22 protein-coding genes are annotated in these 25,496 nt (G+C 75.5%); 17 read left to right on the top strand and 5 right to left on the bottom strand.

Going from position 1 to position 25,496, the window contains the following annotated elements:
- Positions 1-8: 8 nt before the first annotated feature.
- A complete protein-coding gene (locus tag ACFVVU_RS23250) occupies positions 9-836 on the bottom strand; it encodes a hypothetical protein (RefSeq protein WP_387792151.1) in 828 nt (275 codons plus the stop codon).
- Between the two features lie 313 nt (positions 837-1,149).
- On the opposite strand from ACFVVU_RS23250, the gene ACFVVU_RS23245 reads away from it, so the two are divergent.
- The 9 genes from ACFVVU_RS23245 (at position 1,150) to ACFVVU_RS23205 (ending at position 12,726) form a co-directional block, all read left to right on the top strand.
- Positions 1,150-1,509: a hypothetical protein gene (locus ACFVVU_RS23245; RefSeq protein ID WP_380683960.1), complete on the top strand. Its 360-nt coding sequence runs from the start codon at positions 1,150-1,152 to the stop codon at positions 1,507-1,509.
- Positions 1,510-1,614: 105 nt separating this feature from the next.
- Positions 1,615-4,611 (top strand): toxin glutamine deamidase domain-containing protein, encoded by a 2,997-nt coding sequence (locus ACFVVU_RS23240; protein ID WP_387791953.1) that lies wholly within the window; start codon positions 1,615-1,617, stop codon positions 4,609-4,611.
- A 55-nt stretch (positions 4,612-4,666) separates the two neighbouring features.
- Positions 4,667-5,956, top strand: coding sequence for an SUKH-4 family immunity protein (locus ACFVVU_RS23235; protein WP_387791951.1), 1,290 nt, complete (start codon positions 4,667-4,669; stop codon positions 5,954-5,956).
- A gap of 238 nt (positions 5,957-6,194) precedes the next feature.
- Positions 6,195-7,157 carry a Ppx/GppA phosphatase family protein gene (locus ACFVVU_RS23230; protein ID WP_355357920.1) on the top strand — a complete coding sequence of 321 codons (963 nt, stop codon included), beginning with the start codon at positions 6,195-6,197 and terminating at the stop codon, positions 7,155-7,157.
- Positions 7,158-7,654: 497 nt separating this feature from the next.
- The gene (locus ACFVVU_RS23225) at positions 7,655-8,482 is read left to right on the top strand and encodes a sugar phosphate isomerase/epimerase family protein (protein WP_380688602.1); all 828 of its coding nucleotides are present in this window, start codon (positions 7,655-7,657) and stop codon (positions 8,480-8,482) included.
- A 53-nt stretch (positions 8,483-8,535) separates the two neighbouring features.
- Positions 8,536-9,309 carry a class I SAM-dependent methyltransferase gene (locus tag ACFVVU_RS23220; RefSeq protein ID WP_380688596.1) on the top strand — a complete coding sequence of 258 codons (774 nt, stop codon included), beginning with the start codon at positions 8,536-8,538 and terminating at the stop codon, positions 9,307-9,309.
- A 51-nt stretch (positions 9,310-9,360) separates the two neighbouring features.
- Complete coding sequence (locus ACFVVU_RS23215; RefSeq protein ID WP_380688598.1) at positions 9,361-10,131, top strand: class I SAM-dependent methyltransferase; 771 nt, start codon at positions 9,361-9,363, stop codon at positions 10,129-10,131.
- Positions 10,132-10,262: 131 nt separating this feature from the next.
- Positions 10,263-12,107: a dihydroxy-acid dehydratase gene (ilvD, locus tag ACFVVU_RS23210; protein WP_387791948.1), complete on the top strand. Its 1,845-nt coding sequence runs from the start codon at positions 10,263-10,265 to the stop codon at positions 12,105-12,107.
- Positions 12,108-12,198: 91 nt separating this feature from the next.
- Positions 12,199-12,726: a hypothetical protein gene (locus tag ACFVVU_RS23205; protein ID WP_380714761.1), complete on the top strand. Its 528-nt coding sequence runs from the start codon at positions 12,199-12,201 to the stop codon at positions 12,724-12,726.
- Positions 12,727-12,772: 46 nt separating this feature from the next.
- On the opposite strand, the gene ACFVVU_RS23200 is transcribed toward ACFVVU_RS23205, so the two are convergent.
- Both ACFVVU_RS23200 and ACFVVU_RS23195 read right to left on the bottom strand, forming a co-directional pair.
- On the bottom strand, positions 12,773-14,167 hold the full coding sequence (locus ACFVVU_RS23200; RefSeq protein WP_380685661.1) for a hypothetical protein: 1,395 nt from the start codon (positions 14,165-14,167) through the stop codon (positions 12,773-12,775).
- Positions 14,168-14,343: 176 nt separating this feature from the next.
- Entirely contained in the window at positions 14,344-14,778 is a 435-nt protein-coding gene (locus tag ACFVVU_RS23195; RefSeq protein ID WP_380685663.1) for a hypothetical protein, read from the bottom strand.
- A 188-nt stretch (positions 14,779-14,966) separates the two neighbouring features.
- Here ACFVVU_RS23195 and proC point away from each other — a divergent pair, with 188 nt between their 5' ends.
- The 8 genes from proC to ACFVVU_RS23155 all read left to right on the top strand — a co-directional run bounded on the left by proC (position 14,967) and on the right by ACFVVU_RS23155 (position 22,302).
- Positions 14,967-15,794, top strand: a complete 828-nt coding sequence (gene proC / locus ACFVVU_RS23190; protein WP_355357941.1) for a pyrroline-5-carboxylate reductase — start codon at positions 14,967-14,969, stop codon at positions 15,792-15,794.
- A gap of 39 nt (positions 15,795-15,833) precedes the next feature.
- Positions 15,834-16,487, top strand: a complete 654-nt coding sequence (locus ACFVVU_RS23185) for an HAD family hydrolase (RefSeq protein ID WP_380685665.1) — start codon at positions 15,834-15,836, stop codon at positions 16,485-16,487.
- A gap of 164 nt (positions 16,488-16,651) precedes the next feature.
- A complete protein-coding gene (locus ACFVVU_RS23180) occupies positions 16,652-17,875 on the top strand; it encodes an MFS transporter (protein WP_387792149.1) in 1,224 nt (407 codons plus the stop codon).
- Positions 17,876-17,946: 71 nt separating this feature from the next.
- The gene (locus tag ACFVVU_RS23175; RefSeq protein WP_387791946.1) at positions 17,947-19,143 is read left to right on the top strand and encodes an acetoin utilization protein AcuC; all 1,197 of its coding nucleotides are present in this window, start codon (positions 17,947-17,949) and stop codon (positions 19,141-19,143) included.
- A 284-nt stretch (positions 19,144-19,427) separates the two neighbouring features.
- Complete coding sequence (locus ACFVVU_RS23170; protein ID WP_045937940.1) at positions 19,428-19,637, top strand: helix-turn-helix domain-containing protein; 210 nt, start codon at positions 19,428-19,430, stop codon at positions 19,635-19,637.
- Positions 19,638-19,826: 189 nt separating this feature from the next.
- Positions 19,827-19,925 carry a 30S ribosomal protein bS22 gene (locus ACFVVU_RS23165; protein WP_003948845.1) on the top strand — a complete coding sequence of 33 codons (99 nt, stop codon included), beginning with the start codon at positions 19,827-19,829 and terminating at the stop codon, positions 19,923-19,925.
- A 222-nt stretch (positions 19,926-20,147) separates the two neighbouring features.
- Complete coding sequence (locus ACFVVU_RS23160; protein WP_380685669.1) at positions 20,148-21,239, top strand: NAD-dependent epimerase/dehydratase family protein; 1,092 nt, start codon at positions 20,148-20,150, stop codon at positions 21,237-21,239.
- Positions 21,240-21,288: 49 nt separating this feature from the next.
- Positions 21,289-22,302 (top strand): lysophospholipid acyltransferase family protein, encoded by a 1,014-nt coding sequence (locus tag ACFVVU_RS23155; RefSeq protein ID WP_355357953.1) that lies wholly within the window; start codon positions 21,289-21,291, stop codon positions 22,300-22,302.
- 115 nt (positions 22,303-22,417) lie between these two features.
- On the opposite strand, the gene ACFVVU_RS23150 is transcribed toward ACFVVU_RS23155, so the two are convergent.
- Both ACFVVU_RS23150 and ACFVVU_RS23145 read right to left on the bottom strand, forming a co-directional pair.
- A complete protein-coding gene (locus tag ACFVVU_RS23150; RefSeq protein WP_387791944.1) occupies positions 22,418-23,761 on the bottom strand; it encodes a DUF5667 domain-containing protein in 1,344 nt (447 codons plus the stop codon).
- A gap of 280 nt (positions 23,762-24,041) precedes the next feature.
- Complete coding sequence (locus ACFVVU_RS23145; protein WP_387792148.1) at positions 24,042-24,815, bottom strand: ECF subfamily RNA polymerase sigma factor, BldN family; 774 nt, start codon at positions 24,813-24,815, stop codon at positions 24,042-24,044.
- Positions 24,816-25,496: the final 681 nt, after the last annotated feature.

Here is a 25,496-nt window from a genome sequence, read left to right as displayed (position 1 = left end):
CCTCGGCGCTACTTGTTCTTCGCGGCCTTCGGCTTCTTCGCCGGGTCGGCCGGGTGCGGGGCCACCTTGCGGTCGCCCTTGGTGGCGATCCGCTCCTCGCACAGCTCGGCCAGCACCCGGTACGCGGAACGGCCCATCAGCTCGGTGAGCTCCGGGCGGTAGCTGACGTAGACCGGGTCGGCGCCCTGGTGGGCGTCCGGGCTGCCGGTGCACCACCAGTGCAGGTCGTGGCCGCCCGGGCCCCAGCCGCGCCGGTCGTACTCGCCGATGGTGACCTGCAGGTAGCGGGTGTCGTCGGGGCGGTCGATCCAGTCGTAGGTGCGGCGCACCGGCAGCTGCCAGCAGACGTCCGGCTTGGTCTCCAGCGGCTCGCGGCCCTCCTTGAGCGCGAGCGCGTGCAGGGCGCAGCCCGCCCCGCCGGCGAAGCCGGGGCTGTTCACGAAGATGCAGGCGCCGTTGACCCGGCGGGTCTGGCGGTCGCCGTCCTCGTCGAGCATGGTGATGCCGCCGTCGGCCTTGATCCGGCCCTTGGCGTCGGTGCCGTGCGGGTGGTTCTCCCACAGCTCCGGGGTCAGCCGGGCCGCGTGGCCGGTGACGCGCTTCTCGTCGTCCTCGTCCGAGTAGTGCGCGCCCAGGGTGCAGCAGCCGTCGGACTCGCCGCGGCCCTCGCGGATGCCCTGGCAGCCCTGGCCGAAGATGCACGACCAGCGGGAGGTCAGCCAGGTCAGGTCGCAGCGGAAGACCTGCTCCGCGTCGTCCGGGTCGGTGAACTCGACCCAGGCGCGCGGGAAGTCGAGCGGGACCTCGGGGCGGAGCTCGGAACGCAGGACCGGCATCGCGAGGTCGACGGCGGTCGGGCCGCCGTCCTTCGGCTTGGCCTTCTTCCCCTTGGAGGTGCTGCTGCTGTGCTTGGACGTGTCTGCTGCTGCCACTCGGCAAGGGTAGAGCCTCCGCGCGCCGGCCAACCGTCCGTGGCCACGGGGTTTACGGCGAGTTCACCGCGCGGCGGCCGGGCGACGGCACGGCGACGGCGGGTGCGCGGCCGCCGTGAAGGCCGGGTGGAGCCGGGTGAAGGGGCCGTCGGCGGGCATCGGACGGGGGCCGGGCGGCCCTAGGATGGCGGCCGGTCCAGCGCGGGGAGGTACGGGGATGGCCGGCGGCGGCGGTGGGTTCGTCATCAAGCCCTGGGAACTGCACGGTGAGGGACGGGAGTTCGAGCGGATCTCGGCGGACTTCGGGAAGGCCGCCACCGCCCTGGAGCAGGGGCTCGCGGCGCTCGGCAGCCCGTGGGGCGGGGACGAGCCGGGCAGCGGGTTCGCCGCCGCCTACCGGGCGGCGCACGGCGGGCTGCTCGGCGGGCTGCGCGGGCTGGCCGGGCGGCTGGGGACGGTCGGCGCGGGTCTGCACGGCATGGCCGGGCGGACCGCCGACACCGACACCTCGGCGGCGAGCGGCTTCGCCGGCGGCCCGGCGGGCGGGCCCGGCACCCCCGAGGGCCGGCCGGCCTGACGCCTGCGGGCGGGCGCGCGCACCGTTCGGGGGCCGGCGCGCGTCCCTCCAAGGGGGCGGAGCACCGCCCCGCTCCGCAGGCCCGTCCGTCGAAGGGGGAAGCGCGTGTCGCGGAAACTGCCCGAGGAGCTCGTCCCGGTCCTGGCCCGGACCGGCCGGCGCTGGCCGCTGGCTGACGAGGAGGGGCTGCGCAGGGCGGCCGGGCTCTGGCGCGAGTTCGGCCACGAGGCGGACCGGCTCGCCAAGCGCGGCGGCGACGCGGCGCGGCGGGTCACCGGGGACAACTCCGGCCGGGCCGTCGAGGCCTTCGCCGCGTACTGGCAGGCGTTCCGGGGCGGCGGCAAGGGGCACCTGGACGACGCGCACGGCGCCGCCGGGCTGGTCGCCGGCGCCTTCGACGCGGCCGCCCGCGCCGTCGACTCCTGCAAGGCCGACATCGTGGCCGCCCTCAACGAACTGGCCGCCGAACTGAGGAAGGCCGAGGAGCAGGAGACCAAGGCCCGGGCGGCGGCCGAGGCGGCCCCGGCCGCGACGGCGCCGGAGGCGGGCGGGCCCTTCGACGCGGTGCGGCAGAGCGCCGGGGCCGCCGCCGAAACGGCCGCGCGGGCGGTGGCCGCCGCCGCCGTCGAGGCCGCCGGACTGAAGATCGGCGACCTGCTGGACGAACTCGGCCGGGCGATGAAGGACGGCCTGGGCACCGCGCTGCGGGAGCCGGCCGTGGTCGCGCTGCTGCGCCTGGCGCCGCCCGGTGCCGAGGGCGTGCGGGCGGCCGGGTACCCGGGCGGCGTCGGCGCGGCCTTCGACCCGGTGGCGGCCGGACTGCCCGCCGTCCTCGGCGAGCCGGGGGTGCTCGGCGGTCCCGGCGGGACGGGGCTGGCCGTGGTGCTCGGGCAGGACGGCAAGCCGGTGGTGGGCGTGCCCGGGCTGGCGGTGAAGCTCGACGAGGCCGGGCGGCCGGTCCTGGACGAGCACGGCGAACCGGTCATCGTGCGGGCCGACGGCACCCCGGTGGCCGACGCCGCCGGGCTGGTGGTCGTCCCGGGCGCGGACGGCCGGCCGGTGGTCGGGGTGGAGAACCTGGCCGTGAAGCTGGACGAGCACGGGCGGCCGGTGCTGGGCGGGGACGGGCGGCCGGTGCTGACCGGGCAGGACGGCCGGGAGATCACCGGGGTGCCGCTGGCCGGGGCCGCGGGGGCGGACGGGCGGCCCGGCCCCGGCACCGGTCCCGGTTCCGGTCCCGGCACCGGTGTGGACGGGGTGGACGGCGACGGCCACGGGCACGGCCGCGATCACGGGCCGGGGGCGCCCGGCGCGGGCGGGCCGGTGACGGCCGTGACGGCCGGGGCGGACGCGCTGCTCGGGGCGGGGGCCTCGGTGGTGTCCGGCGGGCCCGGGGGCGACTCCGAGCCCGAGCGGTCGGGCCCCGGCCCCGTCCCGGGCGGGCACGGGTCGCGTCCGGGGCCCTCGGCGGGCTTCGCCGAGGCTCCGAGCGGCGGGGGCCGGGGCGGCGGCGACCGGACGTCGCCCGGCCCGGCTCCCGGTCCCGCGCCCGCTGCGGGCCCCGTGCCCGCTCCGGTTCCCGCGCCGGTCCACCGTGCCGACGGCGGCGGGGGGCCGTCAGGTTCGTCCGGCCCGTCCGGGCACACCCGCGCGGCCGACGACGACTACCTGCTGCCGCCCGCCGTCGCACCCGCCGCACCCGCGCCGAGCACGGCCCACGGCGGCGGAAGCGGGCACCCCGCCGCCCCGGTGACCGTGCGCACCGACTCGGTGCTCGCGCCGCCCGCGCCCCGGTCCGCCCCCGCGTACGACGTCCCGGTGCAGGCCCCGGCCCCGCCGCCCGCACCGGCCGCGGGCGGCTGGGCGGCCGCGCCGCACGTCGCCGCGCACCCCGGCCCCTACGCCGCGCCGTTCGCCCCGCCGCCGTTCACCGCCCCGCCGTTCACCGCACCGCCGGTTCCCGGCGGTGGCGGGGCGGTCGGCCCGGGACCGCTGGCCGTGGGCGCGACCCCGGGGGCGTCCGGCGCGCACGGCCCGGCCCCGTTCGGCAGCGGGATCGGCGCGGGCGCCCCGGCGGCCCCTCCGCAGCCCGCCCCGGCGCCGGCCCCCGTACCCGGCACCCCCGCTGCGGCGGCCCCGCGCGCCGCCGCCGGACCCGCCCACCCGGCCGTCGCCCCGGTGGTCGCCCCGGTGCCGCTGCCCGTTCCCCCGCCGCCGACCGTTCCCCCGCCGACCGTCCCGCCGTCGGGCGGACCCGGTACCGGCCAGGCCCCGGTGCCCGCGCCCGGGACCGGCCCCGCGCCCGGGCGCTCCGACGGCCACCCGGACGGCCACCACCCGCACCGCCGCCGCACCGACGGCCCGCCCGCCGACGACGGACCCGGGCTCGCCTGGGGCGCGGTGCCGGTGGCCACCGCGCACGCCACCGCCCTGCACCTGGCCATGCGCGCGCTGCGCGGCGAGGGCGTCGCGGGCGCGCCCGTCGTCCGGCTGCGGACCATCGCCGACAGCCGCCCGACCGGCCTGCCCGGCGGGCTCGCCCCGGTCGACCCGGAGCACCAGCGCGAGATCGAACGCCGCGCGCCCCGGGACGCCGACGGCCTGCCCGTCCGCCACCCCGACCCGGCGGCGGGGGGCTGGACCGAGGTGGTCAACGACGGTGGGTACCGCGAACCGGGACGGGCCAACAACAGCCTGGAGATCGCCCTCTCCGCCGTCGACACCTTCACCGGCCGGCCGACCTGCGCCGCCCCGCGCGTCCCCACCGAGGGCGACGCGGGCGAGCGCGGTGGCCGCGACCGCGCCGAGCGCGAACTCGGCGCACCGTTCCGCGACCTCGGCGACGGCGACCGGGCCTTCGTCCGGCTGGCGGGCGCGCTGCGCAGGGCCGGCCACGGGGCCCAGGCGGTGCTGCTCACCCTGGACGGCTTCGGCCGCCCGCACGCCTGGAACGCGGTGAACCACCGGGACACCGTGACCTACCTCGACCACCAGGCGGGCCGCCGGGACCAGGCCCCGCTGCACCCCGCCGACCACGGCCTCTGGGCCGTCGCGCTCGGCCCCGAAGGCCGCCCCCTCGACCTGCCCGCCCCCACCCCGTGACCCCGGTGGCGTCCGCGCGGGGGAGAGCGACCGTGAGTGAACGGAGGTGGCCGCGATGGCGGTGACGAGGGCGGCGGCGACCGAGGCGGCGCACCGGTGGATCAACGGCGACCTGCCGACGGCGCGCGCCCGGCGGGTCCGCCTCCACGAGTTCGAGCTGGGCTGGGTGGTCTGGGCGGAGCCCCCGCCGGTCCACGTCGACCCGCTGTCCGGGCAGCGGCGGGCGCCCGAGGAGATCGGGGCGGCCTGCGCCGTGGTGGACCGGGTGGACGGCCGGTTCACCGTCTGGCCGTCCGTCCCGGTGCCCGAGGTGGTCCGGCTGTACCGGGACTTCGTCGGCGCGGGCGGGTACGACCCCACCCGGCCGCCCGCCACCGGACGCGGCACCCGCGCCGAGCTGACCTACCGTGACCCGGCGGGCGAGCGGCGGGTCCTGGCCCTGCGGTCGGCGCCGGGCCTGCCACACCCGGCGCTGCGCGGCTGGTGGTGGCTGCGCGAGCAGGGGGTCCGGCCCGAGGAGGTGCTCGCCGTCCGCACCGACCTGCGGCTGAGCGCCCTGCCGGGCGGCTACTGGGCGTACGCGCTGGCGGCCGAACTCCCCGGCGTCCGCCTGGACTTCGACCTGCCGTACGGGCCGCGCTTCGACCAGCGCGCGGCGGCCGTGCGCGCGCTGCCGGAGGAGGAGGGCGCCGGGCCGGTCCGCAACCGGCTGCCGTTCCCGCGCGCCGTCCCGCCGTCGCCCGCCGAGCCGGAGCACGTGCTCGCGCGGCGGCTGACGGCGCGGTTCGGGCCGGACGGCGTCCGGCGGTTCGCACCGGCGGACGTCGCCCGGGCCGACCTGCCGGCGGAGGACGCCCGGCTGCTGCTGACGGTGGGCGTGCCGGTGGCCGTCGACGGCTGCTTCGCCCTGGACGACCCGCGCCCGGCCGCCGTCCCGGGCACCCGCCCCGCCGCCGTGCTCCCGCCGGTGGCCGACCACCTGGCGGCGGTGGGCCGCGGTACCCGGGTGGCCGAGCGGGAGCGCCGGGCGCTCGCCCCGCAGGTGGTGCTCGGCACGGACGGCTGGGCGCTGATCACCCTGGACACCGCCTGCGGCGCCGTCCGCGCCGTCGACCCCGACTACGCCACGACCCGCCACTGCAACGCCTCGGTCACCGCCTTCGTGCGCTCCCTCGAACTGGTCGCCGGCCGGCTGCCGGGCCTGCGCGGGCTGGACCCGGAGGCCGCCGGGGCAGCCGTCGCCGAGCTGCAGCGCGGCCTCGCGGCGGTGGATCCGGAGGTCTTCGCCGACCCGGAGAACTGGTGGGCGGTCGTCGTCGAGCAGCTCTGGGACGGTCTGCTCTGAACCGATGGACCGATGGACCCGATGAACCCGATGAACCCGGTGGCCCGGTGCGCGGCCCGCCGCGCCGGCCCTCCACCGTGCGGGTGAACGCCGGAACAACACCGTCCGAATACTGTTCGAACGGTTCCGTCGATCCCGCCGCAGACCGCCCGCCGGAGCCGTGATCAGCGCCCGGACCAGCAAGAACACCGGTACGGGCCGGTCTCCTCCGGCCCCGGATCGCGTAGCGTGGAGATTTATGCGACTCGGTGTGCTCGACGTAGGTTCCAACACGGTCCACTTCCTCGTGGTGGACGCCCATCCGGGCGCCGCCCCCCTGCCCGCCTACTCCCACAAGGCCGAGCTGCGGCTCGCCGAACTCCTCGACGAGCAGGGTGCGATCAGTGAGACCGGCGTCGAGAGGCTGATCGCCATGATCTCCTCCTCGCTGCGGGTCGCCGAGGACAAGGGCGTGGTCGACATACTGCCCTTCGCGACCTCCGCCGTGCGCGAGGCCGCCAACGGCGAGGCGGTGCTGCGCCGGGTCGCCGACGAGACCGGCGTCGAACTGCGGGTGCTCTCCGGCCAGGACGAGGCCCGGCTGACCTTCCTGGCGGTCCGCCGCTGGTTCGGCTGGTCCTCCGGCCGGCTGCTCAACCTCGACATCGGCGGCGGCTCGCTGGAGATCGCCTGCGGCCTGGACGAGCAGCCGGACGCGGCCTGCTCGCTGCCGCTCGGCGCCGGCCGGCTGACCGCCCGCTGGCTGCCCGGCGACGTCGCCGACCCCGAGCAGCTGCGCGGCCTGCGGCGGCACATCCGCGCCGAGATCGCCACCGTCGTCGGCGAGATCTCCCGTCTCGGGGCCCCGGACCACGCCGTCGCCACCTCCAAGACCTTCAAGCAGCTCGCCCGGATGACCGGCGCCGCCCCGGCCGACGCCGGCCCGTACGCCGACCGCCGGCTCACCCGCAACAACCTGGCCGCCTGGCTGCCCCGGCTCTCCGCGATGACCGTCGCCGAACGGGCGCAGATCCCCGGCGTCTCCGAGGGCCGCGCCAAGCAGCTGCTCGCGGGCGCGCTGGTCGCCGACGCCGCGATGGACCTGTTCGGCCTGGACGAGCTGGACGTCTGTCCCTGGGCGCTGCGCGAGGGGATCATCCTGCGCCGGCTGGACGCCATGGACACCGCCGCCGACCGCCGCCGGCCCGCCCTCACTCCCTGAGGTCACCCCCGGACGGACGGCGCCCGGGACGGCCGGGCGGGCACCCGCCCGCTCCCCGTTCCGGGCGCCGTCCGCTTACGCTGTCTCCCGTGGCGCAACCAGCGGGCGAGGACGGAACGCGGGAGGGCCGCGCTCCCGAGGACGGGCAGCCGCGGTCGGAGGCCCCACGCCGCGACGCCCGGCCCCGCAAGCTCGGCAAGGCCGCCCGGGAGGCCGCCGGCGGCGTCGCCGAGAAGGCGGCCCGGAAGGCCGCCGCCAGAGCGGCGAACAAGGCCACCACCAAGGACCGGCCCACGGCCACACCCCTGGACGTCGCCGAGGCCGCGTCCAGGAAGGCCGCCAGGAACGCCCCCGGGGCCCCCGCCGCCCAGCCGGCCCGCGGCACCCGCACCGCCCGGGCCGCCGGCGCCGCCAAGGCCGCCGTCCAGTCGGTGAAGTCCGTCAAGGCCGCCCGCCAGGCCGCCGCCCGCCCCCCGCTGCTGCGCACCACCGACCGCCTGGTGCTGCCCGCGCACCCGACCCTGCACATCCCGGACACCAAGGTCGCCCTGTCCACCGCCTCCGTCTACCCGGCCAACACCGCGGTCGCCTTCGAACTGGCCGCCAGGCTCGGCTACGACGGCGTCGAGGTGATGGTCTGGAACGACCCGGTCAGCCAGGACATCGAGGCGCTGCGCCGCCTCTCGGACGCCCACGGCATGCCGATCCTCGCCGTGCACGCGCCGTGCCTGCTGATCACCCAGCGGGTGTGGACCACCGACCCGTGGACCAAGCTGGTCCGCGCCCGGGCGGCGGCCGAGAAGCTCGGCGCGAACGCGGTCGTCGTCCACCCGCCGTTCCGCTGGCAGCGCCAGTACGCCCGCGAGTTCGTCGAGGGCATCCACCGGATGGCGGGGGAGACGGACGTCCGGTTCGCCGTCGAGAACATGTACCCGTGGCGCTACAAGGACCGCGAGATGCTGGCCTACGCACCCGGCTGGGACGTCACCGACGAGGAGTACCGGCACTTCACCATCGACCTGTCGCACGCCGCCACCTCGCGGGTGGACGCCTTCGCGATGGTCGAGCGGATGGGGGACCGGCTCGCCCACATCCACCTGGCGGACGGCTCGGGCTCCGGCAAGGACGAGCACCTCATCCCGGGCCGGGGCAAGCAGCCCTGCGCCGAGTTGCTGGAGCACCTCGCCCGGACCGGGTTCGACGGCCACGTGGTGCTGGAGGTCAACACCCGTCGGGCCGCGTCGCCCGCCGAACGCGAGGCCGATCTCGCCGAGGCGCTGGCCTTCACGCGCTTGCACCTGGCCACCCCCGCGCGCGTACGCTGACGGCACACGAACGGCCGTCCAATGGGGGAGACATGGCGGAACACAGTGGAGCGGTGAACCGGACCGGCAGCGACTTCCGCGGGCTCGCGGAGTCGTTCGGTGGGGTGGCGGCGGAGTACGACCGGGCGCGGCCGTCGTATCCGCAGGAGTTGTTCGACGAGTTGGAGCGGTTGTCCGGGCGGGTTCTGCGGGGTGCCCGGGTGCTGGATGTGGGTGCGGGGACGGGGATCTCGACCCGGTTGCTGGCGGCCCGGGGTGCGGATGTGGTCGGGGTGGAGCCGAGCGCGGGGATGGCGGCGCAGTTCCTGGCGTCCGGGCCGGGTCTGGCGCTGGTCCGGGGCAGTGGCGACGATCTGCCGTTCCACGATCACTCGGCGGACTTCGTCACGTACGCCCAGGCTTTCCACTGGACGGATCCCGGGCGTTCCGTCCCCGAGGCGATCCGTGTCCTGCGCCCCGGCGGGGCCCTCGCCGCCTGGTGGAACGTGAAGGACAGCGGCGTCGCCTGGGTGCGGGCGATGGGCGAGCGGCTCGCCGCCGCCCTGTCCGAGAGCTACCACGGCTACGGCGCCATCGACGAGTTCGCCTCCCACCTCGCCCCGTACGACCTGCGGACCGGGCACACCGTGCTCCACTGGGAGCGCCGGATCACCGTCGACCACCTGATCACCGACCTCACCTCGCGCTCCTACCTCGCCGCGCTCACCCCGGAGCGGCGCGCGCCGCTGCTGGCCGTCGAGCGTGAGGCCCTGCTGGCGGAGTTCCCGGACGGCTGGGTGATCGAGCCGTACGTGCTGGACCTCACCGTTGCCGTCACCCCGGCCTGACCGCGCGCGTACGCTGACACGTGACGTGAACTGCCGTACGGGGGAGCGGACATGACGGGCATACAGGAATTCCGGAAGCTCGCGGAGTCGTTCGGTGGGGTGGCGGCGGAGTACGACCGGGCGCGGCCGTCGTATCCGCAGGAGTTGTTCGACGAGTTGGAGCGGTTGTCCGGGCGGGTTCTGCGGGGTGCCCGGGTGCTGGATGTGGGTGCGGGGACGGGGATCTCGACCCGGCTGTTGGCGGCCCGGGGTGCGGATGTGGTCGGGGTGGAGCCGAGCGCGGGGATGGCGGCGCAGTTCCTGGCGTCCGGGCCGGGTCTGGCGCTGGTCCGGGGCAGTGGCGACGATCTGCCGTTCCACGATCACTCGGCGGACTTCGTCACGTACGCCCAGGCTTTCCACTGGACGGATCCCGGGCGTTCCGTCCCCGAGGCGATCCGTGTCCTGCGCCCCGGCGGGGCCCTCGCCGCCTGGTGGAACGTGATGGACCCGGACGTGCCCTGGGTCCGGGCCGCCGGCGACCGGGAGCGCGCGCTGCTGCCCGGTGCCGTCCGCCAGTTCGACGAGCTGGAGTCGGCGGCCGACCAGTGGCGCCGCCTCGGTCTGGAGTCCGCCACCACGGTGCTCCGCTGGGAGCGCCGGACCACCGTCGACGACCTCGTCACCGACATGTCCTCGCGCTCCTACGTCGCGGTCCTCGACGAGGACCGGCGCCGTGCGCTGCTGGAGGGTGAGCGCGAGGCGCTGCGGGCCGAGTTCCCGGACGGCCTGGTCACCGCGCCGTACCAGGTGGACCTCACCGTGGCGGTCGTCCCCGGCTGACCACCCGGCTGACCGCATCGCGGACGCGGCGTCCGCCGCCCGGACGGCGGGCGTAGGCTCGACGGACACAGTGGCCCCGCACCCTCCGAACGACCGGGGCCGCGAGCCAGCCTCCGAAGGAGTCGAGCACAGTGCCCGAGCTGAGGTCCCGTACGGTCACCCACGGTCGCAACATGGCAGGCGCCCGGGCGCTTCTCCGGGCGGCCGGCGTAGCCCGCGAGGACTTCGGCAAGCCGATCATCGCGGTCGCCAACTCCTTCACCGAGTTCGTCCCCGGCCACACCCACCTCCAGCCGGTCGGCCGGATCGTCTCCGAGGCGATCAAGGAGGCGGGCGGCATCCCGCGCGAGTTCAACACCATCGCCGTCGACGACGGCATCGCGATGGGCCACGGCGGCATGCTCTACTCGCTGCCCTCGCGCGACCTGATCGCCGACTCGGTCGAGTACATGGTCAACGCGCACTGCGCCGACGCGCTGATCTGCATCTCCAACTGCGACAAGATCACCCCCGGCATGCTGATGGCCGCGCTGCGCCTGAACATCCCGACGGTCTTCGTCTCCGGCGGCCCGATGGAGGCCGGCAAGGCCACCCTGGTCGACGGCACCGTGCGCAAGCTCGACCTCGTCGACGCGATCTCCCAGGCGGTCAACGAGAACGTCTCCGACGAGGACATCGCGATCATCGAGGAGAACGCCTGCCCGACCTGCGGCTCCTGCTCGGGCATGTTCACCGCCAACTCGATGAACTGCCTCACCGAGGCGATCGGCCTCTCGCTGCCCGGCAACGGCTCCGTGCTCGCCACCCACACCGCCCGCCGCGCCCTCTACGAGCGGGCCGGCCGCACCGTCGTCGAGATCACGAACCGGCACTACGGCCAGGACGACGAGTCCGTCCTGCCGCGCGCGATCGCCACCCGCGCCGCCTTCGAGAACGCCATGGCCCTGGACATCGCCATGGGCGGCTCGACCAACACCATCCTCCACCTGCTCGCCGCCGCCCAGGAGGCCGAGCTGGACTTCGACCTGCGGGCCATCGACGCGATCTCCCGCAAGGTGCCCTGCCTCTCCAAGGTCGCGCCCAACGGCTCGTACTACATGGAGGACGTGCACCGGGCCGGCGGCATCCCGGCCATCCTCGGCGAGCTCTACCGCGGCGGGCTGCTCAACGAGGACGTGCACACCGTGCACGCCGACTCGCTCGCCGAGTGGCTGAAGACCTGGGACGTCCGCGGCGGCTCGCCCTCCGACGAGGCTGTCGAGCTGTGGCACGCCGCCCCCGGCTGCGTGCGCTCCGCCGAGGCCTTCTCGCAGTCCGAGCGCTGGGAGTCGCTGGACACCGACGCCGCCCGGGGCTGCATCCGCGGCGTCGAGCACGCCTACTCCGTCGAGGGCGGCCTCGCCGTGCTGTACGGCAACCTCGCCGAGGACGGCTGCATCGTGAAGACCGCCGGGGTCGACGAGTCGATCTGGACCTTCAGCGGCCCGGCCGTCGTCGTGGAGTCCCAGGAGGACGCGGTCGAGGCGATCCTCGCCAAGCGGGTCAAGGAGGGCGACGTCGTCGTCATCCGCTACGAGGGCCCCAAGGGCGGCCCGGGCATGCAGGAGATGCTCTACCCGACCTCCTTCCTCAAGGGCCGCGGCCTCGGCAAGGCCTGCGCGCTGGTCACCGACGGCCGCTTCTCCGGCGGCACCTCGGGCCTGTCCATCGGCCACGCCTCCCCGGAGGCCGCGTCCGGCGGCACCATCGCGCTGGTCGAGGACGGCGACACCATCGCCATCGACATCCCGGGCCGGCGGATCTCGCTGGAGGTGCCCGCCGAGGTCCTGGACGAGCGCCGCCGCGCGCTGGAGGCCGGCGGCGGCTACCGGCCGAAGAACCGTGACCGCCAGGTCAGCCAGGCCCTGCGCGCGTACGCCGCGATGGCCACCTCCGCCGACAAGGGCGCCGTCCGGGACGTCAGCAAGCTCGGCTGACCCCGCCCTCCGCGGCAACGCCGACGAGGAGCCGTCCCGGCCACCGGGACGGCTCCTCCGTCGTTCCCGGCCGGCGGGGATAATCGGATCCGTGACCCAGGAACCCACCCCCTCCGCCCAGCCCGCCGGCGCCCCCGAGCCGGAGCCGATCCGCTGGTTCGGCACCAGCTGGGTCGAGCGCGGCGGCGACTACCGGCTGCGCCGCGTCCTCGTCCCCCTCGGCGCCCTGCTCTGCGCCGCGGCCGCCGCCCTGGTGCTGCGCTTCGCCGTCGACGGCATCCGGGTGGCCGACAACGGCGGCTTCCTCAACGGCCTGCTGGTCGCCGCCGTCGCGATCTGCTCGCTGCTCGCGGCGCTGCGCACCTGGAAGCTGCTCACCGAGGGCAAGGAGAACCTGACCGGCTGGATGGCCGAGGAGAAGTCGCTCGGCGTGGTCTGGATCATCGGCGGGGTCGGCGCCCTGCTCGCCTACTTCGTCCGCAGCCTGCGCGAGGCCCCGGGCGAGGCCGTCCGGCGCGCCCGCTACGAGCAGGAGCGCGACCGCCACGAGCGCCGGCAGGCCAACCGCAGCGGGCGGCCCGGCGCCAAGGCGCCGGGCCGGGCCAAGCGCCGACGTTAGGCCGAGGGCCCGGGCCGGCCCTGGGCCCTCGCCGGCCCGGGCCGGGTCAGCTGCGGGTCACCGTCCCGCACTCGCCGTCGCCCTCCGACAGGTCCTTGCTGCGGTCGTACGGGTCGCTGGCGGTGCCGCTGGGCGCCGGCTCGGGGCCGCCGAACGAGGCCGCGAACTGGTCGAACTGCGGGTGCAGGTAACCGTCGTAGACGTCGCAGGCGCTGTTGCCGATCTCGGACCGGCTGTTGATGTTCAGCTTCTTCGGGATCACGTCGAAGCGCTTCGGGTCGTAGAACCGGAAGGTCTCCACCTTGCGGACCACGGTGCGGGTGGTCCAGGTGTCCCCGGCGACGTCGGCGGCCGGCACCGTCCAGCCGACCGGCCGGGCCGTGCCGCCACCGGTACCGCCACCGTTCGTGCCACCGGTCCCGCCGCCGCCCTTCCCGCCCGGGGTGGACGGCCGCGGGGTGGGCGTCGGCCTGGGCGCGGCGGCCCGCTTGGCGGCGTCCGGTCCCGGCCGCAGCGCGTACACGTAGGTGAAGTCGGCGTGCACCAGCACGCCCTTCTCGCCGTCGCCCTCGACCGTGAGCATGCCCTGGAGCTTCACGGTGTTGTCGACCGGGATCGCCTCGGCCGGGTCGAAGCGGGTGAACCAGTGCGTCGGGTCGGTCTCGGCGGACGGCTTGGCGAGCGCCTTGACCGCCGAGTTCTGCTCATCGGCGTCCAGCATCGCCAGCGCGGCCGTCGGACGCCCGCCGGCCACCACCGCCGGGTCCAGGTTGGCCGCCGCCAGGTACTGCTTGACCAGCTCGACCTGCTCGGCGACCTCCTCGGCGGTGAACACCCCGACGGCGCCGGGGGCCTCCTTGGGCGCGAACACCGCGATGTCGGTCGGCCACCCCTCGGCGGGGGAGCCGGCCCACGGGTGGTCGACGGTCGGGCGCTGCTCGGCCGCCACCGACGGCGCGGCGGTCGGCCGGGCGGTCTCCGGGGCGACGGTCGGCACGGGCCCCGACGCGGCGGGCGTACCGCCGGAGCCGTCGCCGAAGCGCGTCGAGTACCAGGACCGCAGCCCGTCGACGTTGAGCGCGGCGAGCACCAGGGCGACGGCCAGCAGCACGAACAGCGGCGTGCGCCACTCCAGCGAACGGCGCGGCCGCGGGTTGCCCCACGCGTCGACCGGCCGGCCCTTGCGGGCGAACCGCTTCCTCGGTGCCGGCCCGTCGTTCACCGAGCGGCGGCCGCCCGGGTCGACGGGCGGCGTGTGCTTCCACTGGGCGGCGAGCATCCGGGTGCGGCCCGTCTGCTCCTTGACGGAGGCTCCCCGGACGAACTCCTCGTCGAGGACGAGGTCGGCGAACGGGTCCTTCCCGTCCGGTCCGGTCGGGGCGGTCCCGTCCGGTTCCCGGCCCTCGGACGGGCGCGGTTCTGGATCTTCGGCGATCGGCATCGCGCCAGTATGCCGACGGGGTGTGACGGATGTTCGATCGGGGCCACACCGGTCGGTGAACGCCCCGGTGGTGTGCGGGGATCAGCCCGTTTTGTCCCTTAGTCGGCCTTGCCCCTCCGCCGGCCTTTCCGCCGGCCCCTCCGGCCGTCCCCCGGCCGGAGCGCGGCCACGCCCCGTCAGCCCTTGCCGCGGGCCTTCTTCACCGATCCGACCACCCCCGCGACGGTCACCAGCACGGCGGCCGGGAACAGCGACTCGAAGAACGCCTCGAACACGCCCGCGTCCCCGAGGAACAGCTGCGCCAGCATGTTCAGCACCAGCAGTCCGCCGCCCGCCGGGAGCGCCGCCTGCCACGGGTGCTCGTTCGCCCACTGCTGCAGCCGCCGGTCGCTGCCCTCCCGGCGCATCCGGGCGCCGACGGTGCCGACCAGGAAGAAGAAGAACAGGCCCCAGCCGGCCGGACCGGCCAGCATGCTCAGCGACCAGTCCCCGTCGATCAGATCGATCACCAGGTCCGTCGCTCCCACCACCGCACCGACTCCCGCGGCGGTCCGCCACGGCCCCAGGGTCGCCGCGGCGACGGCGACCTGCCGGTTCTCACGTCGGGACATCTCTCCGTGTGCCATGACTCCACGGTGCGCCCGCCTCCACCCCCGGGCCATAGGGGAGAACCCGGAGTTTCGCCCTAGGGGCCGCCCCGGCGCCGCCGCTCGAAGCGTGGACGCTGCCTCCGGTGGCGGGCGCGCGGTGCGAGGATGGCCGCGGTGCCGGAACGCGGTACCGGAGGCAAGGAGCGGCCATGACCAGCAGCGCGGCGCACGGACAGAAGATCGCCTTCCTCGGCACGGGCAAGATCGGGGAGGCCCTGCTCTCCGGTCTGCTGCGGGCGGGCAAGGACCCGGGGGACGTCCTGGTGACCGCCCGCCGCCCCGAGCGGGCCGCCGAACTGGCCGCCCGCTACGGCGTCGGCGTGGTCGGCAACACCGAGGCCGCCAAGCTCGCCGACACCCTGATCCTCGCGGTGAAGCCGCAGGACATGGGCACCCTGCTGGACGAGCTGGCGCCGCACGTCGCCCCGGACCGGCTGGTGATCTCGGCGGCGGCCGGTATCCCCACCGCCTGGTTCGAGGCCCGGCTGGCGGCCGGCACCCCGGTGGTCCGGGTGATGCCCAACACGCCCGTCCTGGTCGACGAGGGCATGAGCGTCATCTCCGGCGGGTCGCACGCCACCGAGGCGCACCTGGAGCGGGCCGAGGAGATCTTCCGCTCGGTCGGCAAGGCGCTGCGGCTGCCCGAGTCCCAGCAGGACGCGGCGACCGCGCTCTCCGGCTCCGGCCCGGCGTACTTCTACTTCCTGGTCGAGGCGATGACCGACGCCGGCATCCTGCTCGGCCTGCCCCGGCAGGTGGCGCACGACCTCATCGTGCAGTCGGCGATCGGCGCCTCGGTCATGCTGCGGGATTCCGGCGAGCACCCGGTGAAGCTGCGCGAGGCGGTCACCTCGCCGGCCGGCACCACCATCGCGGCCATCCGCGAGCTGGAGAACCACGGGGTGCGGGCGGCCCTGCTGGGCGCCCTGGAGGCGGCCCGGGACCGCTCCCGGGAGCTGGCCTCCGGCGGCAAGTGACCGCCGGGGCCGGGCCGGCGGGCCGATAGGGTCGAACGCATGGCCTATGAACTGGTGATCTTCGACAACGACGGTGTCCTGGTGGACAGCGAGCCGCTCTCCAACCGGCTGCTGGCCGAGTACCTGACCGAACTCGGCTACCCGACCACGATCGAGGACTCCTACCGGGACTTCATGGGCACCGCCGCCCACCGGGTGCACGACGTGATCGCCGAGCGCCACGACGGCGCCCGCCTCCCGGAGGGCTTCGACGAGGCCTTCCACGGCCGGGTCTTCGACGCCTTCGCCACCGAACTCGCCGCCGTCCGGGGCGCGGACGCGCTGCTGAAGGAGCTCCAGCGGCGCGCCGTGCCCTACTGCCTGGCCTCCTCGGCCCACCACAGCTGGATCCGCGCCGCGCTGGACGTCACCGGCCTGCGCGGGCACATCGCGGAGGAGCGGATCTTCAGCGCCCAGGACGTCGGCGTGGGCAAGCCCGCCCCGGACCTGTTTCTGCACGCGGCCCGCACCCTGGGCGTCGACCCGGCGGCCTGCCTGGTGCTGGAGGACAGCCCCAACGGCGTGCTCGCCGCCCGGGCGGCCGGCATGGACGTCTACGGCTACACCGCGCTGACCGACCCGGCGAAGCTGACCGCGGCCGGTGCCACTGGTCTGATCGCCGACCTGTCCGAGGTCCCCGCCCTGCTCGGCTGAGCGCGCGCACCCCCTCCCGAAAACGGCCGTCTGCCCCTACGCTCTCGCCACCGACCGCCTTACCGGCCAGTAGCGAGGTGCATGTGCGTACCGAGGACGCCGAGAACGCCGACCGTGCCGAGAGCTCCGAGGGCTTCCCGACCACGCCCCCGGCCACGCCCCCGATCACGCCCGGGCTCAGGGCCGGCCGGGCCGCGCTGGCCGCGAGCTTCCTGCTCCAGGGCGTCACCTTCGCCCTGCTGGTCACCTGCATCCCGGAGATCCAGGACCGGTACGGGCTGAGCGACGCGCTGCTGCCGCTGTTCCTGGCCGCCGTACCGGTGCTGGCCGGGGTGGGGTCGATCGCCTCCGAGCGGCTGGTCCGCCGGACCGGCGCGCGGGCCGTGCTGCGGGTGGTCCAGCCGGCCGTCTGCGCCACCCTGGCCGCCACCGGCCTCGGCGACGCGCTCTGGCAGCTGGCGCTCGCCCTGGGCGCCTTCGGACTGCTGGTCGGCGCGCTGGACGCGAGCATGAACATGCTCGGGGTCGGCCTCCAGCACCGCTACGGCCGCTCGGTGATGCTCGGCTTCCACGCCGCGTTCAGCCTCGGCGCCATCCTCGGCGCGGCCGTCGCCGGCCTCGGCGCGCACGACGACCTCGGCCTGCCGGTGCTGTTCGGGACGGCCGCCGCGGTGATCGCCCCGCTCGCCCTGCTGGCCGGCGCCTTCCCCCGGCCCCCGGCCGGGGAGGCCCCCGACGCCGGGCCCGCCGGACTCGGCGACGCCGTCCGGGAGACCGCCGAGGCCGCCGCCCGGACGATCCCCTGGCGCCCGCTGCTGCCGCTCTGCCTGGCGATGGCCTTCGCGTACATCGCCGACGCCTCGGTCTCCAACTACAGCGTCAAGTACCTGACCGACGGGCTGGACAGCCCCGAGGACATCGCCAAGCTCTCCTACCTCGGCTACATGGTGGCGATGCTGGTCGGCCGGGCGCTCGGCGACCGCGCCGTGCAGCGCTGGGGCGCCGTCCCGGTGGTGCGCGGCGGCGCCGTACTGGCCGCGCTCGGCTTCGCGGTGGCCGCCGCCGCGCCGGGCGCCTGGGCCGGGATCGCCGGGTTCACCGTGCTGGGCCTCGGCATCTGCGCGATCATCCCGCAGGTCTTCGCGGCCGGCGGGCGGCTCTTCCCGGCGGACTCGGACGCCGCGGTGGCCCGGCTCAACCTGTTCAACTACGTGGGCTTCCTCGTCGGTTCGCCACTGGTGGGCGCGCTGGCGGACGCGAGCTCGTACCGCTGGGCGCTGCTCGCGCCGATGCTGCTGGTGCTGGCCGTCCTGCCGCTCGCCGACCGCTTCGCCCCGGCCCCGGCGGCGCCCGCCCCCGCCCGGACCGCCGTCCGGGACCAGGTCTGAGCCGCCCGTACGACCAGCGTTCAAGGACCCGTTGGCGGGCCCGGCCGCCGCCACCCACTACGGTGGACGGCATGCCCGAAGCCGAGCGTGACACCTCCTGCGGCCTGCACCTCTTCTGGGACGAGGCGGTCATCGCCTACGACTTCGGCCCAGGCCACCCGATGGACCCGACCCGGCTGGCGCTCACCATGCGCCTGGTGGAGGACCTCGGCCTGGCCGCCGGACCGGGTGTCACCCTCCGCTCCGCCCCGCCCGCCGGTGAGTCCACGCTGCGTCTGGTGCACACCGCCGAGTACGTCGAGGCGGTCAAGTACGCCGCCGCGCACCCCGAGCGGCAGGACGTCCGGCACGGCCTCGGCACCGACGACAACTGGTCCTTCCCGGCCGTCCACTCCGCCTCCGCGCTGATCGCCGGGCAGTCCGTCGCCGCCGCCGAGGCCGTCTGGCGCGGCGAGACCCCGCACGCCGTCAACTTCGCCGGCGGCCTGCACCACGCCATGCCCGACCGCGCCTCCGGCTTCTGCGTCTACAACGACCCGGCCCTCGCCATCGCCCGGCTGCTCGAACTCGGCGCCGAGCGGATCGCCTACATCGACGTCGACGTCCACCACGGCGACGGCGTCCAGCAGACCTTCTGGGACGACCCCCGGGTGCTCACCGTCTCCCTGCACGAGCACCCCGCCACCCTCTTCCCACAGACCGGCTGGGCCACCGAGACCGGCGGTCCCGGCGCCGAGGGCTCCGCGGTCAACCTCCCGCTGCCCGCCGGCACCGGCGACACGGGCTGGCTGCGCGCCTTCCACGCCCTGGTGCCCGAGCTGCTGACCGCCTTCCGCCCGCAGGTCCTGGTCACCCAGCACGGCGCCGACACCCACCTGGAGGACCCGCTGGCCCACCTCGCAGTCACCGTGGACGCCCAGCGGGCGATCGCCCAGGAACTGCACGAGCTGGCCCACGAGCACGCCGACGGCCGCTGGATCGGCCTCGGCGGGGGCGGCTACGCCGTCGTCGACGTCGTCCCGCGGACCTGGACCCACCTGGTCGCCACCGCGGCCGGCCGACCCGTCGACCCGGCCACCGAGACCCCGGAGTCCTGGCGCGCCGAGGTCTACCGGCGCACCCGCCGCCCGGCCCCGCTGCGGATGACCGACGGCGCCCGTCCGGTCTGGCGCGACTTCGACGCGGGTTACGATCCGGCGGACCGCCTCGATCAGGCGATCCTGGCCACCCGCCGCGCCGTCCTGCCGCACCACGGCCTGATGCCCTGACCCGGGCGGCCGTTTCCCGGCCCCGTTTCCCGCCCCGGACGGCCGAACCGGTGCCACCGCTTGTGAAGACCTGGTGCCCCGTCGCGTTGAGTGCGCACGCCGACTAGTGCAGACCGCCGATCGGCTACGTACTGCAACGGGCTTATCCCTCACCGTACGAGGACTGCGCTTCCCCCTCTTCCCACTGGTACCACCCATAACTACTCTGGGGATACACGTGTGCCGGTGGAGTCACCGGAGGGGAAGCCGGTGCCTTGCACACGGGTAAGGGTCGGGTGATGGTCATGAGTTCCGGCGAACGCCCCTTGCAGGACGTCGTCTTCCTGACCGTGGCCGAGGTGGCCGCGGTCATGCGGGTCTCCAAGATGACGGTCTACCGGTTGGTGCACAGCGGTGAGCTGCCCGCCATCCGGGTCGGCCGCTCGTTCCGGGTGCCCCAGCAGGCAGTGCACGAGTACCTCAAGGAGTCCTACGTGCGGCTCGAAAGCGCGTAGGCGGGCCGGTCCGGTACGGGGTCCGCCACGGTGGACCCCGTATCCGTTCGCCCCGGATTCGCCTTGAGTTCGCCCGCCTCGGGGAGCGCGATTACGGCCCTGGGCGTGTGGAATGTAGGCTAGGCCCTCCGTCAGTCGTATGGACTCCGTCTCTCACGGGCGAGAGTCTCAGTGAGCGAGGGTTGTTCCGTGGGCTCTGTCATCAAGAAGCGTCGCAAGCGTATGGCCAAGAAGAAGCACCGCAAGCTTCTGAAGCGCACGAGGGTTCAGCGTCGCAACAAGAAGTGACGTCTGCTTCCTGCGCTTGTCCCCGCCTTGGTGGGGGTGGTCCGCGGACTCGCGTTCAGCGCCGTAGGAAGAAATAGTGCTCCCCGTTCTGCGGGGGTGCAGGCGTTCCACCGCCCGCCCAGGCCCTCGTGGCCCGGGCGGGCGGTGTCGTTTCCCGGCCCGTCGAGGCGGCGCGGTACGGTGCACGCAGGCCTCCCGGGCCGAGGAATGGGGTGCAGCGCTGTGGGAACGGTCGTGCTCGTCACCGGCGTGGCCCGCAGCCTCGGGGCCCGCTTCGCCGCCGAGCTGCGCCGCCGCCCGGGGGTGGACCTGGTGGTCGGGGTGGACGTGCAGCCGCCGCGACCGGCGCTGCGCGCGCTCGCGGAGCCGGACGGGCCCGCCGCGCCGTACCGCTTCCACCAGCTCGACCTGCGCCGCCCCGCCGTGGCACGGGTGATCGCCGAGCACGGCGTCGACACGGTCGTGCACCTCGCGGTCAGCGCCACCGGCCTGGGCTCCACCCACCGCTCCGCGGTGAAGGAGTCCAATGTGATCGGCACCATGCAGCTGCTCGGCGCCTGCCAGAAGGCTCCGGGGGTGCGGCGGCTGGTGGTGAAGTCGACCACCGGCGTCTACGGCTCGGCGCCGCGCGACCCGGCGGTGTTCACCGAGCGGACCCAGCCGAAGGTGCTGCCGGTCGGCGGTTTCGCCAAGGACGCCGTCGAGGTGGAGGGCTACGTCCGCGGCTTCGCCCGGCGCCGCCCGGACGTCGCGGTCACCGTGCTGCGGTTCGCCAACATCGTCGGCCCGGGCGCCGACACCCCGCTGAGCGAGTACTTCGCGCTGCCGGTGCTGCCGACCGTGCTCGGCTACGACCCCCGGTTGCAGTTCGCGCACGAGGACGACGTGGTCGAGGTGCTCTGCCGGGCCTCCTTCCCGGCCGAGCCGGGCACCGTGAACACCGGCACCTTCAACGTCGCGGGGGAGGGTGTGCTGCTGCTCTCCCAGTGCGCCCGCCGGCTGGGCCGGCCGACCCTGCCGCTGCTGCTGCCCGCCGTCAGCTGGATGGCCGGCCTGGCCCGGCAGACCCGGCTGGTCGACGTCTCGCCCGAGCAGCTGCGGCTGCTGACCCACGGCCGGGTGGTGGACACCGCGCGGCTGCGGGAGGCGTTCGGCTACCGCCCGTCGTTCACCACCCCGGAGGCGTTCGCGGACTTCGCCGCCGCGTTGTCGCCCGGGCTGCTGCCGCCGGGCCGGCTGACCGCCGTCACCGACGGCCTGGCCGCGCTGCTCGCCGGGTCCGGCGCCGCCGCCCGGGCGCACCGACCGCACTGACCGCACACTGACCGCACACTGACCGCACCGAGCCAGGAGCTGAACCCGCATGAGTGCCGCCGCCGAGAACGCGCCGGGTGAGGCGAAGGTCATCCCGATCGAGTCCGCCCCCAGTTGGACCGAGCCGCCGGCCGGCGGTCCGGGGCTGGCCGACCGGGTCGCCGACGCGGTCGGCGGCGCGCTGGCCGGGCGGCTCGGCGCCGCCGCGACCCGGGCGTTCGGCAAGGGCTGGGAGGAGCGGGCCGCCGACGGCCTGTCCTTCCTGCGCCGCCGGATCACCGGCGACTACGAGGTCGACGAGTTCGGCTTCGACCGGGAGCTCACCGAGGAGGTGCTGCTCGGGCTGCTGCGGCCGCTGGCGGAGAAGTACTTCCGGGTGGAGGTGCGCGGGATCGAGAACATCCCGGCCGAGGGCGGCGCGCTGATCGTCGCCAACCACTCCGGGACGGTCCCGCTGGACGCCCTGATGACCCAGGTGGTGATACACGACCACCACCCGCGCCACCGGCACCTGCGGATGCTCGCCGCCGACCTGGTGTTCGTGCTGCCGGGCGTCAACGAGCTGGCCCGCAAGGCCGGGCACACCCTGGCCTGCAACGAGGACGCCCAGGCGCTGCTGGAGCGCGGCGAGCTGGTCGGCGTCTGGCCGGAGGGGTTCAAGGGGATCGGCAAGCCGTTCGGCGAGCGGTACAAGCTGCAGCGGTTCGGCCGGGGCGGGTTCGTCTCCTCGGCGCTGCGGGCGGGGGTGCCGATCGTGCCGTGCTCGATCGTCGGGGCCGAGGAGACCTATCCGATGATCGGGAACTTCCGGACGCTGGCCCGGCTGCTGGGCCTGCCGTACGTGCCGATCACGCCGACCTTCCCGTGGCTGGGGCCGCTCGGGGCGGTGCCGCTGCCGACCAAGTGGATCATCGAGTTCGGCGAGCCGATCGCGACCGACCGGCACCCGGCGGACGCGGCGGACGATCCGATGCTGGTCTTCGACCTGGCCGACGAGGTGCGGGAGACCATTCAGCACACGCTCTACCAGCTGCTGGTGCAGCGGCGTTCGGTGTTCTTCTGACGGCCGGCGGGCCGCCCCGGACGGGGCGACACGGCGGGGCCCCGGCGGACGAGGTGTCCGCCGGGGCCCGCTCCGTTCTCCCGCCGTCCGGCCGGTGCCGTCCGGTGCCGTCCGGTCAGCCGCCGAGGATCCGCAGGCCGGGCAGCAGGCCCGGGATCAGCGGGGGCACCTCGACGCCCTGCTGGGCCGCGCCGCTCGCACTGGGCGCCGCCTCGGTCGGCGAGGCCGGGGGCTGGTCCGGCGTCGGCGCCGGGGCGGGCGCGTCCGCACTGGGCGAGGGCTTCGCCCCGGTGAGCCCGCTGGTGAGGTTGTCGACCAGTCCGCCGACCGGGGCCGGTACGACGTTGGCCGGGCCGCTCGGCAGCGGGAGGACCGGTGCGGCGGGCGCCGCCGGGGCGGGGACGCCACCCTGGGCCGGGGCCTGCGGGGTGCCGCCGGGCCGGTCGCCGGCCGCACCGCCCGCCGGGCCGCCGGTGGCGCCGCCCTGGGCGGGTGCGTTGCCCGCCGCCGGGTTGCCGCCGGGCGCCGCCCCGGTGGCCGGCGCTCCGGCGCCGCCGCCGACGGGGCCGTGCGTTCCGCCGCTCGCCCCGCCGCCGGCCGGAGCGCCGCCGGGGGCGGGCTGCTGGACCAGACGCAGGGGCGCGACGTCCTGGCTTATGGCGTCGAAGAGCTGGTCCACCAGGTGGGCCTGCGGAGTGAGCTGGACCGGGAGCCGGGACTGGATCTCCGACCAGGTGCCGTCCTCGTCCTGGGCGAAGCCGGCCAGCGTGCGCATCGGGTCGAGCGAGCCGTTGTTGCGGTAGACGGCGCGCAGCAGGTCGCGCCCCTTGAGGGCGTCGGCGTGCATCGCGTCGAGGGCCTTGCGGACCTGCTCGACGGTGCCCGGGCTGAGCGCGCCGGCCGGGTCGGTCCGGCCGACCAGGGACTTCGCCTCGCCGAGGCGGGTGGCCGCGTTGTCCAGGAGCAGTTCGCCGCGTTCGCTGTCGGAGCCCGCGAGGTTGAGCCGTAGACCCTCCAGCCCGCGCTTCATGCCGTACAGCGGGTCGCCGGGGAGCGCGTTGCCGCTGGCGGCCGCGGCGCCGGCGAAGCTGCCGACGGCGAGGCCGGCGACCAGTCCGCCGATCGCGAACCGGCGGCTCCAGCGTCCGCGCGGCGCGGTGCGGACGGCCCGGTGGCGGCGCTGCCGTGGCACGGTCGCGCCCGGGCCGCCCGCGAAGGCCTGCTCGAACGCGGCCATCAGCTGGGCGCGTTGGACGGTCCGGACCTCCTGGTCGAGTTCCGGGGCCGGCAGCGCGCGGAGCGCGCCGACCGTGTCGATGAGTTCCGTCATCGCGGCCGAACCGGCGTTCCCGCCGGTGGTGGTGGCCGTTCCGTCGGCAGCGCGGTGCTCCGCCTGGTGGGCCTCCAGCGCCTCGGCGAAGGCCTTCGCCCGCCGGTGCTCCAGCACGTTTGCCGTCACGGACCACACCTCCCTTCGTCGTTGTCGACACCCCGGCTTGCCGGACGGTTGCTCCGACAAGCCAAAGCCACTCCATCGGGTGAGAGGTCGCAATTCGACTTGACCGTACGCCTGGTGGAGGCTTGCACGCTGGCCAACGAGCGGTGCGGGCGGTCGGTTACGCACGGCTGATCATCGGACCGACCGTTCACCCGGATGTGTCGGGCCGCCCCGGAAGGTGACGGCCCGCTTCCTATCTCTCCTGCCGCTAGCCCGGAATCCTGCCCGGAACACCGCCGGCTCATCGCGCGTCGGGCGGGAGCAGCCGGGCCAAGGTGCGCACGGCGCGGTACTGCAGGGTCTTGATGGCGCCCTCGTTCTTGCCCATGATCCGGGCGGTCTCGGCGACCGAGAGCCCCTGCAGGAAGCGGAGGGTGACGCATTCCTGCTGCTGCGGGTTCAGCCGCCGGACGGCCTCCAGCAGGGCGGCGTTGGAGAGCGACTCCAGCACCGACTCCTCGGGGCTGCGCTCGCACTCGTTGGAGTCGAGCATCTCGCCGGTGGTGACCTCCAGCCGGAAGCGGCTGGACTTGAAGTGGTCGGCGACCAGGTTGCGGGCGATGGTCACCAGCCAGGCGCCGAAGTCCCGGCCCTGCCAGGTGAAGGTGCCGATTCTGCGCAGCGCGCGCAGGAACGTCTCGCTGGTGAGGTCCTCGGCGGTGGCCCGGCTGCCGACCCGGTAGTAGATGTAGCGGTAGACGGTGTCCGCGTAGTGGTCGTAGAGCCGGCCGAAGGCGTCGCTCTCGCCGGCCTGGGCCCGCTCGACCAGCTCCATGATCGGGTTGTGCTCGGTCTCGTACCCGGGGCCGGTGGTGGTGCGGGCGCGGCTGCGGCCGCCGGTGGTGCCGGTGCGGCCGCGCGCGCCGGTGCCGGCCGATCCGGCGGCGGTGGTGCGCAGCAGTGGACCGCCGAGGGCGGCTCCGTGGCCGAACGGGGCTCCGACGGGCGCCGGTTGGGGAACGGCGGCGAGCTGGCTGCGGAGCAGGCCGCGCAGCAGGTCCAGGCCGGTGGAGATCTGCCGGGGCGGGGCGGGGCGGACGCGGAGGCCGGTGCGGGAGCGCAGGGGCGCGGACGACGGGCGGGAGGGTGCAGGCGCGTCGTTCCGGACGGGTGGGTACACGGGACTCCCAGAGGCAGAACTGTGGACGGATCACCTCCGCCTGCGCGGAGAGCACGTCCGTCCCGCCCGGTCCTGCTTGGGGCGGGTGGGTGACGTGCATCCAGGAGAGAATAACGCTTTGTGCAATGACAGCTACACCGTGTGGTCGAAGTGGTCGTTTGGGATCCGCGCGGGGTGCAAATCCGGCCGACATTGACCGAACGCGTCAGCGATCGGCTGGCTCAACGTGACAGAACGGGTGCGCCAGGTGACCGATTCGGCGGCGTGGCGGGCGGTTTCCCGGCCCGGAGGTCAGATAATCCCCGACTTTCGCAAGGTGGCGAACGATCAGATCCGGTCACCGGGTGGCGGGTTCGGTCGGCAGGGTCGGACGGTCGTGCGGCGCGCGGGAGTTCGCCCGTACGAGCGGCCTGGTCAGCGTGCGGATTGACCGCGCTCACCCCGGCGAGGGGCGCCCGGACGGGGGTCGCGGAGCGGGCCCGCGACCCGCGCCGGACCGGGCGCCGGGGGCGGCGGCTCAGGCCCGGCGGCGGCGGTGCAGCGCGACCCCGGCCGCGGCGGCACCGGCCGCCACGC

This window comes from Kitasatospora sp. NPDC057965 (genome assembly GCF_042887135.1).
In the GTDB taxonomy this organism is placed as follows: domain Bacteria; phylum Actinomycetota; class Actinomycetes; order Streptomycetales; family Streptomycetaceae; genus Kitasatospora.
This window is presented reverse-complemented; position numbering and strand designations above follow the sequence as displayed.